Annotated in this window: 17 protein-coding genes and 1 pseudogene; all 18 read left to right on the forward strand. The window is 38.1% G+C overall.

Annotated elements, in window-relative coordinates; translation table 11 throughout:
• Positions 1–11: 11 nt before the first annotated feature.
• Positions 12–1,295 carry a flagellar hook-length control protein FliK gene (locus LO754_RS04825; protein WP_231785703.1) on the forward strand — a complete coding sequence of 428 codons (1,284 nt, stop codon included), beginning with the start codon at positions 12–14 and terminating at the stop codon, positions 1,293–1,295.
• 3 nt (positions 1,296–1,298) lie between these two features.
• Positions 1,299–1,967 carry a flagellar hook assembly protein FlgD gene (gene flgD, locus LO754_RS04830; RefSeq protein ID WP_231785704.1) on the forward strand — a complete coding sequence of 223 codons (669 nt, stop codon included), beginning with the start codon at positions 1,299–1,301 and terminating at the stop codon, positions 1,965–1,967.
• A 15-nt stretch (positions 1,968–1,982) separates the two neighbouring features.
• The gene (locus LO754_RS04835) at positions 1,983–2,354 is read left to right on the forward strand and encodes a TIGR02530 family flagellar biosynthesis protein (RefSeq protein ID WP_024362029.1); all 372 of its coding nucleotides are present in this window, start codon (positions 1,983–1,985) and stop codon (positions 2,352–2,354) included.
• Between the two features lie 85 nt (positions 2,355–2,439).
• On the forward strand, positions 2,440–3,387 hold the full coding sequence (gene flgG, locus LO754_RS04840) for a flagellar basal body rod protein FlgG (RefSeq protein ID WP_231785705.1): 948 nt from the start codon (positions 2,440–2,442) through the stop codon (positions 3,385–3,387).
• Between the two features lie 208 nt (positions 3,388–3,595).
• The gene (locus LO754_RS04845) at positions 3,596–3,817 is read left to right on the forward strand and encodes a flagellar FlbD family protein (protein ID WP_024362027.1); all 222 of its coding nucleotides are present in this window, start codon (positions 3,596–3,598) and stop codon (positions 3,815–3,817) included.
• A complete protein-coding gene (gene fliL, locus LO754_RS04850) occupies positions 3,807–4,235 on the forward strand; it encodes a flagellar basal body-associated protein FliL (RefSeq protein ID WP_024362026.1) in 429 nt (142 codons plus the stop codon). The genes LO754_RS04845 and fliL overlap by 11 nt, the downstream gene beginning before the upstream one ends.
• Positions 4,236–4,268: 33 nt before the next feature.
• Positions 4,269–5,264: a flagellar motor switch protein FliM gene (gene fliM / locus LO754_RS04855; protein WP_024362025.1), complete on the forward strand. Its 996-nt coding sequence runs from the start codon at positions 4,269–4,271 to the stop codon at positions 5,262–5,264.
• On the forward strand, positions 5,257–6,489 hold the full coding sequence (fliY, locus tag LO754_RS04860) for a flagellar motor switch phosphatase FliY (RefSeq protein ID WP_231785706.1): 1,233 nt from the start codon (positions 5,257–5,259) through the stop codon (positions 6,487–6,489). The genes fliM and fliY overlap by 8 nt, the downstream gene beginning before the upstream one ends.
• A 21-nt stretch (positions 6,490–6,510) precedes the next feature.
• The gene (locus LO754_RS04865; RefSeq protein WP_004269288.1) at positions 6,511–6,873 is read left to right on the forward strand and encodes a response regulator; all 363 of its coding nucleotides are present in this window, start codon (positions 6,511–6,513) and stop codon (positions 6,871–6,873) included.
• A gap of 10 nt (positions 6,874–6,883) precedes the next feature.
• A complete protein-coding gene (locus tag LO754_RS04870) occupies positions 6,884–7,555 on the forward strand; it encodes a flagellar biosynthetic protein FliO (protein ID WP_227665413.1) in 672 nt (223 codons plus the stop codon).
• A complete protein-coding gene (fliP, locus tag LO754_RS04875; protein WP_024362022.1) occupies positions 7,552–8,217 on the forward strand; it encodes a flagellar type III secretion system pore protein FliP in 666 nt (221 codons plus the stop codon). Before LO754_RS04870 ends, fliP begins: the two co-directional genes overlap by 4 nt.
• 13 nt (positions 8,218–8,230) lie before the next feature.
• Positions 8,231–8,500, forward strand: a complete 270-nt coding sequence (gene fliQ, locus LO754_RS04880; protein WP_024362021.1) for a flagellar biosynthesis protein FliQ — start codon at positions 8,231–8,233, stop codon at positions 8,498–8,500.
• Positions 8,501–8,504: 4 nt separating this feature from the next.
• Complete coding sequence (gene fliR / locus LO754_RS04885; protein ID WP_024362020.1) at positions 8,505–9,281, forward strand: flagellar biosynthetic protein FliR; 777 nt, start codon at positions 8,505–8,507, stop codon at positions 9,279–9,281.
• 1 nt (position 9,282) lies between these two features.
• Positions 9,283–10,370 (forward strand): annotated as a pseudogene (flhB, locus tag LO754_RS04890) (flagellar biosynthesis protein FlhB).
• A 24-nt stretch (positions 10,371–10,394) separates the two neighbouring features.
• Positions 10,395–12,428 carry a flagellar biosynthesis protein FlhA gene (flhA, locus tag LO754_RS04895; protein ID WP_024362018.1) on the forward strand — a complete coding sequence of 678 codons (2,034 nt, stop codon included), beginning with the start codon at positions 10,395–10,397 and terminating at the stop codon, positions 12,426–12,428.
• The gene (gene flhF / locus LO754_RS04900; protein ID WP_231785707.1) at positions 12,425–13,621 is read left to right on the forward strand and encodes a flagellar biosynthesis GTPase FlhF; all 1,197 of its coding nucleotides are present in this window, start codon (positions 12,425–12,427) and stop codon (positions 13,619–13,621) included. Before flhA ends, flhF begins: the two co-directional genes overlap by 4 nt.
• Positions 13,618–14,493 carry a MinD/ParA family protein gene (locus LO754_RS04905; RefSeq protein WP_024362016.1) on the forward strand — a complete coding sequence of 292 codons (876 nt, stop codon included), beginning with the start codon at positions 13,618–13,620 and terminating at the stop codon, positions 14,491–14,493. The genes flhF and LO754_RS04905 overlap by 4 nt, the downstream gene beginning before the upstream one ends.
• Positions 14,494–15,648, forward strand: coding sequence for a protein-glutamate methylesterase/protein-glutamine glutaminase (locus LO754_RS04910; protein WP_255702609.1), 1,155 nt, complete (start codon positions 14,494–14,496; stop codon positions 15,646–15,648). It begins immediately after the preceding gene.
• The last annotated feature ends 6 nt before the right edge of the window (positions 15,649–15,654 follow it).

A 15,654-nucleotide genomic window follows, 5' to 3' on the forward strand; every position in this document is an offset into this window, starting at 1 on the left:
GAGGTGAAAACATGAATATTGCAATGATGAATATGACGGCTTCTAAAGTAAATACTGCTTCACCGAAAGCTGTGTCAGCTAGTAATGCTGAAGTAAAAACAAATGCAGGAACAGCTCAAGATAAAGTATCAAAATTTGGATCTGTATTTGGTCAAGTAGTAGCTTCAACGAACCAGCAAAATAACATATCACAAAGCAGTGAAACACAAGATGGCGATAAGTTAGCTGAACTAGAGGAATTATTAAATACTCAATCTATCGAGGAATTGTTAGATTTGTTAGAGATCCCGCACGACGAAGGCTTGTTAATGCTTCAAATAGGGGAAGATGGCAAAGCAGTAGCTATGGATGAAATGTTGAATTTAGACAATTTAATGGCTGCATTGAATGTAGATAAAGAGCAAATTCAGAAATTGGTTCAACAACTTCTAGGGGAAGAACAGCAAGCGAGTGATGTATGGGAGCTACTAACTTTAGTAGACGCTCAAGCACCTGTGGTACAGACGCAGTTAGTAGCTGCTTTACAAGGTGAAGGACAAGTAACGCCCGAGGAGGCAACAACGCTACTTCAAGTATTAAAACTAACACAATTAGTTGGACAAAAAGCAGATTTAACAATGTCTCAAGAAAATAGTTTGTCAAACGTTCAACAATTTTTAACAACGGTGCAAACGCAAATTGAAACGATTCAAACTGCGCAACAAGTTACCACAAAAACAACTGTTACATTGCCGTTGCAAGGTTTCCAACAAGTCATTCAGCAAGTACAAGTGACGAAACAAAGCGATACAAATTCTAATGAAATGGTGACAGCGAATACAGTACAAACAAAAGCAGATACATTCCAAGTAACTTTGCCAACAGCTAAGCCAGCTCAATCGGAAGCATTACTGAAAGAAATGCAGGCAATCATCAATAAAGCTCAAATTTCTAATGCGCAAGGGATTACACGTTTAACATTAAAATTATATCCTGAAAATCTTGGTACAATTCGAATCGAGCTTGTCCAAAATGACGGTGTTTTAACTGCGCGTCTACTAGCATCTACTGCGCACGGGCGTGAACTGCTTGACAGTCAAGCACATCATTTAAAGCAAGCGTTTGTTCAGCAAAATATCCAAGTGGAGCGACTAGATATTGCACAGTCGTTGCAGGATGCTGATAGACAACAGCGAGATCAACACTTCTTTAACAACTTCTTTAAGCGACAACAGCAAGAAGAACAAGAGCAACAAAATGAGGATAACGAAGAGAGTATGTCCTTCCATGATTATTTAGAAATTGAGGAGGTGTAAACAGTGGCTGAAACGAAAATTTCAAATGATCTTTACTATTCAAACTATAGTGCCCCAACTAAACAAACAGGTAGCAGTGAGCTCGGTAAAGATGCATTTTTAAAGTTATTAATTACACAATTACAACATCAAGATCCAACAAATCCTATGGATGACCGAGAATTTATTGCTCAAATGGCACAGTTCTCGTCTTTAGAACAAATGCAAAATATGACAAAGGCGATGGAATCATTGCTGATGTCTCAACAACAATCACAGCTTATGAACTATACATCATTTGTTGGCAAAGAAGTAAAATGGCATGAAATCTCAAAAGAAGTGGATGAAGATAAAAAGCCGATTGTAATAGAAGGCTCAGGCGTTATCCAATCTTTAAAATTTGTTGATGGGGAAGCCGTGTTTGTATTAGCAGATGGCAAGGAAATATTCCCAGGAAACATCTCTGCTATTCTTGGTAATAAAGAAACGAGCACAGGTGAAAACAATACATCAACTGAATCACCGCTTGTACAAGCGAGTATGCTAATCGGCAAAAATGTTACGTACAAAGACGGGGAACAAGATGCACAAGGTAGAATCACTTCTGTATCTAATAAAGATGGCATTATTTATTATGAATTAGCAAATGGCAAAAAACTAGCAGGGAAAGAATTTACAGTAATTAGCGAATAAAGGTGGTGGAGAAAGATGGATAAATTTTCAATTCATCGTGTCCCATTGTATCCTACTATTCGCCAAAAGCAACCTACACCTACCAATACACAGCAATCGTTTAGTGCGCATTTACATGAGGCGACGAATCAACAGGAGCTAAAAGTCAGTAAGCATGCTCATGAACGCATTAAAGAGCGTAATATCGCGATTACTGAACAGGAATGGCAGGTTGTATCTGACAAGGTATTTGAGGCACATTCCAAAGGTGTCAAACAACCATTAGTCTTGATGGATCAAGCAGCTTTAATTGTCAGTGCTAAAAATGCTACTGTTATTACAGCAATGGATCGCACGGAAGCAAAGCAACAACTGTTTACTAATATTGATGGCACAATCGTGCTTTAAGGCTGGACCTTCTTTAGTAAGGAAGCCTATGTGTTGCTGACTGACAGAGGCGCACAATTCAAAAATGAAGGGAGAACGACAACTTATGTTACGTTCTATGTATTCAGGTATTTCAGGTCTTAAAAACTTCCAAACAAAGCTAGATGTTATTGGCAATAATATTGCAAATGTAAACACGTATGGATTTAAAAAAGGTCGCGTGATTTTCAAAGACATCTTATCTCAAACGAGCGCAGGTGCTTCAGCTGCAACAACTACTCGTGGTGGTACAAACCCTTTACAAGTAGGTCTTGGTTCAACACTTGCAGCAATTGATACAGTTCACGGTTCTGGCTCACGTCAAACGACAGACCGCCCATTGGACCTTGCTGTTCAAGGTGAAGGCTTCTTTATGGTAGCCGACTCGGTGTCAAATACGGATGGTGTTGCAGAAGGCTATACAAACGTTGTTTACACACGTGCAGGTAACTTCTACATGGATAATGCAGGTTATTTAGTGAATGCAGAAGGGAAATATTTAGTGGGTCATGCCAATGATACATTGTATGAAACAGACTCAACTGAAAGTAATGCCGAAGCAGATAAAAATGGAAGTCCACTGAATGGTATAACGGAGGATTTACTTGGAGAAAACGATACTTTTACTTTTGATGATAACAATCCAATTAAAATCCCAACAACTGCTAAATCTATAAGTATCGGTCAAGATGGAACGGTTGAATATGTGGATGCAAATGGATATAGACAATATGCAGGTCAAATTGTTATGGTTAAATTCCCTAATGCTGGTGGTCTTGAAAAGGTAGGAAGTAACTACTTCCAAGCAACTGCTAACTCTGGAGCACCTTATGGACAAGTTGCTACAGTAGCAGGTATGGGGTCAATTACGGCAGGGGCACTTGAAATGTCCAACGTCGACTTATCTGAAGAATTTACTGAAATGATTGTAGCGCAACGTGGCTTCCAAGCAAATACGCGTATTATCACTACATCAGATGAGGTTCTTCAAGAGTTAGTTAACTTAAAACGATAGTTTAGAAATTAGTTACTTCTAGTTTCGAAAGCTGCTATATCATAGTTTTTAAGCCTTTAAGTATGCAACCAAATAGCTGCTAATAATTTAGTAGAGCTTTGGATGATGTCACAAGAGGTTATGCGTAGATGGCGTTCGAGCTATAAAACATAATTTTCAATATGAGGGAGGGTCGGGCCGGCTCTTGCGCTAGACCGGCCCTATTTCAATGATTGAACTAACACGACTAAATGGCAAAGCATTTACACTAAATGCTTTATACATAGAAACAGTCGAATCTTTCCCAGATACGACTATTACTTTAACAACAGGAACAAAAATTATTGTGTTACAGAGTGAAGATGAGGTGCGACAAAAGGCAACAGCTTTTTATAACAATATACAAGTACTATCAAACCCGCATCTACGAGGTGAAGAAGATGAAGAATAATAAAGTGTTAACGATGATTATCATCGTACTAGTGGCGATTATACTTATTGGCGTTATTGCGTTTGTATTATTTACTCAATTCAATAAGCCGGCAGCATCACTTGAACCATCAATAGACGATATTGTAGAAGCCTCTGTTGATGTTCCTGAAATTATGACCAATCTTGCTGATAAAAGGGTTGTGCGCATGACGCTAAAAATCCAAACTACTAGCAAGGACGCTGCAGAAGAGTTAAAGAAGCGTGATTTCCAAACGAATAATTTAATTATTCAAGAGCTTTCAGAAATGGAACAAAAAGATTTAGATGGCAAGCAAGGTAAAATAATGTTTGAAAAGGCAATAAAAACACAGTTAAATGAATTGATGCAAGAGGGAGAAATTCAACAAGTATATATTACCTCCTACATCTTTCAATAAAAATTAGAAACTGCTTGAAATGGAGGTGGGCAAATGGCAGGAGATGTGTTATCCCAATCTGAGATCGATGCGCTACTATCCGCAATCTCGACCGGAGAAATGTCAGCGGATGACATTAAAAAAGAGGACGAGGGGCGAAAGGTTAAAGTTTATGACTTTAAGCGAGCGTTGCGCTTCTCAAAAGATCAAATCCGAAGTTTGACCCGAATACATGAGAATTTTGCACGACTACTGACTACCTTCTTTTCTGCACAGTTAAGAAGCTATGTACAAATTACAGTAGCATCAGTAGACCAAATACCCTTTGAAGAGTTTGTTCGTTCAATTCCGAATATGACGCTCATTAATGTGTTTGAAGTGCCACCACTTGATGGTAATATATTGATGGAAATAAACCCAAACATTGCTTATTCGATGTTAGATCGTTTAATGGGTGGTAGTGGAGCAAGTCATAGTAATGTTGATAACTTAACAGAAATTGAAACAAAAATTATGACAAATCTCTTTGAACGCTCATTCGACAATTTACGCGAAGCATGGGAAAATGTTGCTGAAATCGACCCAATTTTAGTAGAGCTTGAGGTAAATCCTCAGTTTTTACAAATGATTTCACCAAATGAAACGGTAGTCGTCATTTCATTAAATACGATTATTGGTGAGACAAGCGGTATGATTAATATTTGTATTCCGCATGTTGTTTTAGAGCCAATTGTACCAAATCTATCTGTTCGCTATTGGATGCAAACTAATACAAAAGAGATGTCACCAGAGCAAACAAAAATGCTTGAAACACGTGTAAAACAAGCTCAATTGCCTCTTTCTGTTGAGTTAGGCATTAGCGACATCACCATTGAAGACTTCTTAATGATGCAAGTCGGTGATGTTATTCAATTAGAACAAAAAATTGATGATCCACTGCTGCTGAAAGTAGGTACATTACCTAAATTCACAGTACAACCTGGCAAACAGGGTAAAAAATTAGCAATCCAGATTATCGACCCTTTGAAAGGAGGAGACGAAGATGAGTGATGAAATGCTCTCCCAAGAAGAAATTGAAGCGTTATTAAGGGGCGAAACGTTGGACGATAGAATGAACGACAGCGAAGCTTCTACAAAAGAAGAACAAAATGAGGTAAGAGTAGAGGATTACCTTGATTCGTTTGCTCAAGATGCACTCGGTGAAGTCGGCAATATATCTTTTGGTAGTTCAGCTACTGCTCTTTCTGCGTTATTAGGACAAAAAGTAGATATTACTACCCCTAGTATTTCAATGATTAACCGTAATAAGTTAGAAGAGGAATTTCCTCATCCGTATGTAGCCGTACAGGTAGAATATACGATTGGTTTAACAGGTATGAATTTACTTGTTATTAAACAATCAGATGCTGCCATTATAGCCGATTTAATGTTAGGTGGGGACGGTTTAAACCCTAAGCCTGACCTAGGTGAAATTCAGCTAAGTGCAGTACAAGAAGCGATGAATCAAATGATGGGTTCTGCGGCAACATCCATGTCGACAGTATTCAACAAAAAGGTGGATATTTCACCACCGACAATCGATCTAATGAATATTTCTAAAAATGAAGGTCGAGACAATATTCCGGAAGACGATTTACTAGTAAAAGTTTCATTCCGATTACGTATCGGTAATTTAATTGATTCGAACTTAATGCAATTATTGCCACTGAAGTTTAGTCAAAATATTGTCAAATCATTATTAGGTGAAACGGAGGCGATTGCAGAGCCAGTTGCAGTTACCATTGCACCGGAAGCGCCTATTGCGCCACCACCAGTTCAACATACACCGCCACCAGCACAGCAACCGGCATATCAACAACCGGCTGCACCAGTGCAACAGCCGATGTATCAAGAGCAACCACCAATGTATCAAGAACAACAACAAATTCAGATGCAACAAAGACCAGTTCAACCTGTAAATGTTCAGCAAGCACAGTTTGCTAGCTTTGATCCAAATGTAATCTCTCAATCTGAGGCTAGAAATTTAAATATGCTACTTGATATTCCATTGCAAGTTACTGTAGAGTTAGGACGTACGAAACGTTCTGTTAAAGAGATTTTAGAACTAGCTAGTGGATCGATTATAGAATTAGATAAATTAGCAGGGGAACCAGTTGATATTCTAGTAAATAGTCGTCTAATTGCCAAAGGCGAAGTGGTTGTTATTGACGAAAACTTCGGTGTCCGCATTACAGATGTTTTAAGTCAAGCAGAGCGTTTAAATAATTTAAGATAGTTTCAATTGGAGGAGTTAACCATGTCTAAAAGAATTTTGATTGTAGACGATGCTGCATTTATGCGCATGATGATCAAGGATATTTTATCCAAAAACGGATTTGAAGTTGTAGGGGAAGCTGCCGATGGTCTACAGGCTGTTGAAAAATACAACGAGTTAAAGCCAGATTTAGTAACAATGGATATTACAATGCCTGAAATGGATGGTATTGCGGCTCTTAAAGCGATTAAAGGTACTGATCCAAGCGCAACAGTAATCATGTGTTCAGCAATGGGACAACAAGCAATGGTAATCGATGCAATTCAAGCTGGCGCGAAAGACTTCATTGTTAAGCCTTTCCAAGCTGATCGTGTAATTGAAGCGATTCAAAAAGCACTAGGATGATTTCATGCAAATGTTAAAATCATTTCGTGTCACGATGATTTTCGCATTTCTTGTAACCTTCCTATTTGTGTATCCACCAACAGTTTCTGTTCATGCAGATACCGATACAAATAGTATTGAGTATTGTATGAAAAAACCAGAGGAATGTAAGGAAAATTCAGACCCAGCTGCGAAAGAAGATACAGTTGTTTCAGCAGCTGGAGATGTTTCTGCATGGGAATACATAAAAATGGTTTTGGCGCTTATTTTTGTTGTAGCTTTATTTTATGGGTTGATGAAGTTTTTAAATAAAAGAAATTTAACTTTTCAACGAAATCAAATGGTACAAAATTTAGGCGGTTTATCGTTAGGGGCACAAAAGTCTGTTCAACTGTTGCAAATAGGTAAAACGATTTATTTGGTTGGTGTCGGTGAAGATGTCCAACTGATTCGAGAAATTACCGATCCGCAAGAAGTTGAAGAGCTGTTAGCGCTCTATAACGAAAAACAGGAATTTGCGGCAACATCACCTTATATAGCAGAAGTAATTTCTAAGTTTAAGAGAAAAAATAAACAAAATTCATCAACAAGCACACAACAAGATTCGTTTGGTGAACTTTTTGAAAAAAAAATCTCTGAAATTAAACAGGAGCGTAGTGAAGAATTAGAGAGATGGAAGCAAAAGGAGAATGATGATAAATGAATGATATAGTCAATTATTTTTCCAACAGCGACCCAACCAATGTCTCAACTTCTATTAAGCTCCTTTTATTATTAACTGTATTGTCACTTGCCCCGAGCATTTTAATTTTAATGACATCATTTGCGCGGATTGTCATTGTGCTCTCATTTGTACGTACAGCGTTGGCGACACAACAAATGCCTCCTAATCAGGTTATTGTTGGACTTGCCTTATTTTTAACCTTCTTTATCATGGCTCCTACATTTCAAGAGGTCAATAAAGAGGCATTACAGCCACTATTTGCTGAAGAAATTGGGCTAGAAGAAGCATATGAGAAGGCAAGTGTGCCGTTTAAAGAGTTTATGAGTAAGCATACAAGGCAAAAAGATTTAGATTTGTTTTTACAATATAATAAGGCAGAAAAGCCAGCATCTGTAGAGGAAATTCCACTTACTATGCTCGTACCTGCTTTTGCACTCAGTGAAATTAAAACTGCTTTCCAAATTGGTTTTATGATATTTATTCCATTCCTTGTAATCGATATGATTGTCGCAAGTACATTAATGTCGATGGGGATGATGATGTTACCACCGGTTATGATTTCATTGCCGTTTAAGATTTTATTATTTGTACTCGTCGATGGCTGGTACCTCGTAATGAAATCATTACTACAAAGTTTTTAGGGGATGATACAGTATGACAGGTGAAATGGTTATTTCAATAGCAGAGCGTGCCATTATGATTATCCTTCTAACAAGCGGACCGCTATTATTAGTTGCTTTAATCTCTGGTTTAGCGGTAAGTATATTTCAAGCAACAACTTCGATTCAAGAGCAAACATTAGCATTCGTTCCAAAAATCGTCGCAGTATTAGTGGCCATCGTTTTCTTTGGTCCGTGGATGTTATCACAAGTTACGAGCTATGCGAGAGACATTTTTGAGAATTTAACGCGTTATATAGGGTGAGTACATGAATGAACTAGTCCCTCAAATAACGGTATTCTTATTAGTACTAGTGCGCGTAACAGCTTTTTTTGTTACGGTACCTTTCTTTTCATATAGGACGATTCCGCAGAAAGTACGAATTTCCCTCGCATTCGTTTTAGCTTGGATGATGTATTATACAATAGACGTAGAGCCATTTCTTTTTAATGGTGATTACATACTTTTAGTGATGAAAGAAGCTGTTATTGGATTGTTATTAGGTCTAATAGGCTATATCATCATGTCGGCAATTCAAATTGCCGGAAGCTTTATAGATTTCCAAATGGGATTTGCCATTGCCAATATTATCGACCCACAAACAGGGGCGCAAAGTCCATTAATCGGTCAATTTTTCAATACATTGGCATTGCTGTTCTTATTGGCAATTGATGGCCATCATATGATTCTAGATGGAATTTTCTATAGTTATCAGTTTTTACCTATAGATCAGGGATTTCCTAATTTCGCGCAAGATGATTATATCCAGTTTGTCATGACAACCTTTACTGCCGTCTTTGCTATTGCGTTTCAAATGGCAGCACCTGTTGTAGCAACGTTATTTTTAGTGGATTTAGCACTTGGTATAACGGCAAAAACGGTGCCACAATTAAATATCTTTGTGGTTGGATTCCCAATTAAAATTGGTGTCAGTTTTTTAGTGCTCTTCACAATGATGGCGGTTATGATACAAGTCATTCAAAAGTTGATTACGATTATGATTTATGGAATGCGCGATTTAATGGCGATATTAGGTGGTGGATAAGATGTTGCTACTACTGGATTTAGATTTACAGTTTTTTGCAGGTGAAAAAACGGAAAAGGCGACACCTAAAAAACGACAAGATGCTAGAAAAAAAGGGCAGGTCGTTAAGAGTCAGGACATATCCAGTGCGATTGTGATGCTCATGGTGTTTATCTTTCTATTATTCTTTGCAGGATCATTGCGAGACGATCTGTTAGCTTTTTTAGGCAAACATTTATCCATAACGTACGTGTAGAAACACTTACGATTGACAGTGTCATGCATCTATTTACCGAAACATTAGTACAAATGGCTTATGTCATTGTTCCAATAATGGCAATTGCGTTTGTAGGAGCCTTAGCAGGTAATTTTCTACAATTTGGTTTCTTATTCACATTAGAGCCGATGAAATTTGATTTAAAAAAGATGGATCCAATTAAAGGCTTAAAAAAAATCTTTTCTGTAAAAGCCATTGTTGAGCTTATAAAGTCAATCTTAAAGATTTCCTTTATTGGTGGAGTAACAACAATTATCATATGGTCAAATTTACATGAAGTTTTAGCACTATCATTTAAAAGTCCGTGGGTGACCCTTGTTACAGTTGGTAAACTTGTTGGCATTATGGGGATCGCGGCTTCTCTTGTGTTACTATGTGTATCCTTATTGGACTGGATGTATCAAAAACATGAGTATGAAAAAAATCTAAAAATGTCTAAGCAAGATATTAAAGATGAATATAAAAATAGTGAGGGTGACCCGCTGATTAAATCAAAAATCAAGCAACGTCAGCGTGAAATGGCAATGCGTCGAATGATGTCAGAAGTGCCAAATGCTGATGTCGTAATCACTAACCCAACTCACTATGCGATCGCTCTAAAGTATGATGAGGACAGTATGGATGCCCCTCGCGTAGTGGCGAAGGGGACAGACTTTGTTGCTCAAAAAATTAAACTGATTGCGAAAGAACATGATGTCATAATGGTAGAAAACAGACCATTAGCCAGAGCCATGTATGATCAGGTAGAAATAGGCGATTCAGTACCAGAACAATTTTTCAAAGCAATAGCAGAAGTACTCGCTTATGTTTATCGTATTAAGCGGAAAATTTAAAGCTTTTATGTAGGAGGGACACAAATGAAGGTTCGCGATATAGGGGTTTTAGGTGCGGTTATTTTAATCGTTGCGATGCTCATCATCCCTCTTCCTCCGTGGATGCTAAGTTTCTTAATCGTCATTAATATTACGTTAGGATTAATAGTACTTTTAACAGCAATGAGTATGAAGGAAGCGTTAGATTTCTCTATTTTCCCTTCCGTTATTCTTCTGTTAACCCTGTTTCGACTCGGCTTAAGTGTTTCCACAACGCGTGCAATTTTAGCAAATGGAGATGCTGGATCAGTTGTTGAAACCTTCGGGGATTTCGTAGTTGGCGGGAATGTTCTCGTAGGTTTAGTAGTGTTTTTAATTCTTGTATTGATTCAGTTTATCGTTATTACAAAAGGGGCGGAACGTGTTGCAGAAGTAGCTGCTCGTTTCACACTCGATGCGATGCCCGGTAAACAAATGAGTATTGATGCTGATTTAAACGCAGGTGTAATATCTGAGCGAGAAGCACGTGAACGACGTGACAAAGTATCGGGAGAAGCGGATTTCTACGGAGCGATGGATGGTGCTACGAAATTCGTAAAAGGGGATGCAATTGCCTCCATGGTGATGGTAATTATCAACTTATTATTTGGTATTATTATTGGTGTTGTACAAATGGGCTTACCATTTGCGGAAGCAGCAACCCATTTCTCAAAGCTAACGGTTGGTGATGGTATTGTATCACAAATCCCTGCACTTCTTATTTCAACAGCAACAGGGATTGTAGTAACACGCGCATCCTCTAAAGGAAGTCTAGGAGAAGATATTACAGGACAACTATTCGCTCAAGCAAAGCTTCTTTATGTTGCTGGGGGTACTATTATTTTACTTGGTTTATTCACGCCAATTCCTAACTGGGTAACGTTACCAATTGGTATTTCACTTGTTGCAGGTGCTTACATGATGGAACGTAAGAAACCAGAGGATGAGGAAGAATTACTTGAAATTGAGGAAGAAGTGGCAACAGACGGCATGAAGAGCCCTGAAAATGTTGTGAATTTATTAAATGTGGACCCAATTGAATTTGAATTTGGCTATGGCTTAATTCCACTAGTAGATGCAGCCCAAGGTGGGGACTTATTAGATCGCGTTATCATGATTCGACGCCAACTAGCATTGGAACTAGGGATTGTCATTCCAGTTGTTCGTATTCGTGATAATATTCAACTTCAGCCAAATGAATACCGCATAAAAATTAAAGGTAATGAAATGGCTCGTGGGGAGCTTCTACTCGATCATTATTTAGCGATGAGCCCAGGAGATGATGATTCAATCGAGGGTATTGATACTGTTGAACCGTCATTTGGTCTTCCTGCTAAATGGATTACAGAGCAAGTGAAAGAGGACGCTGAGATGTCTGGTTATACGGTTGTTGATCCACCAAGTGTTGTGTCAACACACTTAACAGAAATGATTCGAGCAAATGCGCATGAATTATTAGGACGTCAGGAAACGAAACAATTAATTGACCATTTACGTGAAACACATCCAATTTTAGTCGAAGAATTAACACCCACACCATTATCTACTGGAGAAATCCAAAAAGTATTGGGCAAGCTTCTTCGAGAAAATGTTTCTGTCCGTAACTTGCCGATTATTTTCGAAACATTAGCAGACTATGCAAAACTAACAAGTGATACCGATATATTAACAGAGTATGTGCGTCAGTCATTAGCTCGTCAAATTACCTCTCAATATGTAGGAGACAGCTCATCATTGAAAGTCATTACTGTATCGGGTAAAGTAGAGAAAATGATTGCAGATAGCATTCAGCAAACGGATCACGGCAATTATTTAGCAATGGATCCTCAAGATTCTCAAACGGTGCTAGAGACCATTGCATCAGAGGTAGAGCGTGTGTCATTTATGGAACAATCTGCTATTATTTTATGCTCTCCGGCAGTTCGTATGTATTTACGTCAGCTGACAGAACGCTATTTCCCGCAGATTCCGGTACTATCTTATAATGAACTTGATGCTTCTATTGAAATTCAAAGTGTTGGGGTGGTGAATGTTGAATGAAAATGAAAAAATATTATGCATCTTCCATACCAGAAGCAATGAAGCTTGTGCGTGCTGATTTAGGCGACGACGCTGTCATTTTGAATTCAAAAGTAGTCGTAACAAAGAAACTTTTTGGGCTTGTTAAAAAGAAGAGCTTTGAGGTTGTTGCAGGGATTGACACGATGGAGCCAAGCAATACGGCTCCAACACCTGCAAGTATGCCTATGATTCCTGTTAAAAAAGAAAATGCTAGTTTACTAGAGATTACAAATGCTGTGCAAGCTAAAATTCAACATGCTCAGCCTACGCAAGAAATAACTTTGCAAGATGAGTCAGGTATGTCTGAAGAACTGAGGAAGGAAATTGCAGATTTAAAATCGTTAATGCAATCAATGCACAAGAAGGCTACCCAAGCTCAATATCCCGATGAACTCTTATCCTTCATTGAATACTTAAGACAGCAAGAGCTAAATGAGGAGCTCATCACAACGATTGGTGATGAGCTTTTTGTGCATTTCAAAGAAGCTTCAGAAATCAATTTTTCACAATGCAAGCTAATTACAAAAAACTTGCTGCGTAAAAAACTAGAAGGTTTGCCGATTGGTGGCCTATCCTATGAACGTAAATATATTAATGTGCTAGGACCAACGGGTGTCGGCAAGACAACGACAATTGCTAAAATGGCAGCTCGAGCGGTTCTAGAGAAAAAGAAAAAAATAGGCTTTATTACTACTGATACATACCGAATTGCTGCCATTGAGCAGTTAAAAACGTATGCCGGCCTATTACAAGCACCTGTTGAAATTGCTTATAATTCGACAGATTACGAGCAAGCTGTGCAACGATTGTCCCATTTAGATTTAGTCTTTATCGATACTGCCGTCCGCAATTATAAGGAAGCAAAATATGTAGACGATCTACAACGCCTTATTAAGTTTGATGATCAAGCTGAATCCTTTCTAGTACTTGCTATGACGGCAAAAGAAAAGGATATGACCAATATTATTGAGCAATTTAAAAGTGTGCCAATTGAAAAATTTATTTTTACGAAGATTGATGAAACAAATTCTATTGGCACAATGATTAATTTAATGATTAAATATAATAAAGGACTTGCTTACTATACCAATGGTCAAGAAGTACCAGAAGATATTGAAGAAGCTGATTTAGAAGCAGTGCTTAATATGTTTTTCCAAGGTGAAGAAAAATGAGAGATCAAGCAGAAACATTACGCTTGAAAATGCTGAAGCGGCAAGGTGAATTAGGTAAAACAATTGCCGTTGTAAGCGGTAAGGGTGGAGTTGGTAAGAGTAACTTTTCAATGAACTTTGCAATTAATTTAGCGAGTAAGGACAAAAAAGTAGCAATTGTAGATATGGATATTGGGATGGGGAATATCAATATATTAATTGGAAAAAATGTTTCTTATAGTTTAAAAGATTACTTAGAAGGAAATAAATCACTAGATGAGGTAATATTTGAAGGGCCACATGGTTTACAATGTATTGCTGGTGGCTCTGGCATGTCGAGTGTGCTGGAATGGTCGGAGGCAATGTTTGAAAGACTGATTCATGCTTTTGAACAACTCCAAAAAAACTTCGACTATATTCTATTTGATATGGGAGCTGGCGCGACAAAATGGTCATTAGAGTTATTAACATCTATTGATGAAATTATAGTGATTACAACAGCTGAACCAACCTCTATTACAGATGCTTATTCGATGATGAAATATATTCATGTTCGCGATATGGATAAGCAATTTTATTTACTTTGTAATCGTGCTTTTTCTAAAGAAGAAGGGATCGAAACGATTGAACGTTTAAAGCTTACGATGAAACGATTTCTAGACAAAGAGGTTATAGTATTAGGCTCCTTACCTGAGGACCCTGTTGTACGTAATGCTGTGCGCGAGCAAGTACCATTTTCAATCGCATATCCAGAAGCACTTATTTCTAAAACACTTCAACTGATAGTGGCTCGGTTTATGGAACAACGTATGGAGGAAGTGCATGCACATGAACAGTCAGCAAGTAAATTCTTATCTAAACTTAGAAGTATTTTTTCGAAAGGGCGTGATTAATTGGACTTTGTACATAAAAGCAAGCTTTTAGTCGTTGATGATTCTGCTTTTATGAGAAAGCTAATTAGTGACTTTTTTGTTGGAAACTCGAGGGTTGAAGTAGTTGGAACAGCACGAAATGGAAAAGATGCGATTAAGAAAATCCAAACATTAAAACCAACAGTCGTGACAATGGATATTGAAATGCCTGAAATGAATGGACTCGATGCATTAAATGAGATTATGACAATTTGTCCAGTGCCTGTCGTCATGCTTTCGAGTACAACCCAGCGAGGGGCTGAAAATGCACTAACTGCAATCGAGTATGGAGCGGTTGATTTTGTTGCGAAACCTAGCGGAACAATTTCTCTTGATTTACATAAAATCCAATCTGAGCTTGTCCATAAAGTTGAACAAGCTTCGTTGGTACCTATTTCTAAATTGAAAAAACCATCAATTAGCAAAAGACAACAAGAACCAATTGTATCGCCTACTTCAATAAGAAAAGAATTGTCGAAGGAACGTAAAGCTACCCCTCCAGTCAATGTGAACGCAACAGGTACGAATGTCATTAAGGGACATATTGAATGGAGTAAAGTTAGTAAAAAAATTGTGTTGATTGGGACATCTACTGGTGGACCGCGTGCACTACAAGAAGTAATTACTAAAATTCCGAAAACAATTCAAGCGCCAATTCTTATTGTTCAACATATGCCAGCGGGCTTTACAAAATCGCTGGCTTCCCGCTTAGACCAATTGAGCGAGATTACGGTAAAAGAAGCAGAGCAAGGCGATATTTTACAAAATGGCGTGGCCTATATCGCCCCAGGAGGATACCATTTAAGGTTAAGAAAAGTTGGTACCTCATTTGGCATCGTTTTAGATAATCACGAACCACCACGTTCTGGTCATCGCCCATCTGTAGATGTGATGTTTGAAGATGTAAGTCAATTTAAAGATTTTGATAAGGTAGCAGTCATTATGACGGGTATGGGCTATGACGGTTCGAAGGGACTGAAAGCATTAAAAAATACCGGAAATGTAGTTGCTATTGCAGAGTCAGCAGAAACTTGCATAGTGTATGGTATGCCGAAAGCTGCGGTGGAAACGCAGCTTGTCGATGAAGTCGCTGATGTAGATGATATTGCACAAACAATTATGAAATATTTGCCTTAAAAGGGG

The sequence above is a fragment of the Lysinibacillus sp. GJ-1 genome (assembly GCF_021166035.1).
In the GTDB taxonomy this organism is placed as follows: domain Bacteria; phylum Bacillota; class Bacilli; order Bacillales_A; family Planococcaceae; genus Lysinibacillus; species Lysinibacillus sphaericus.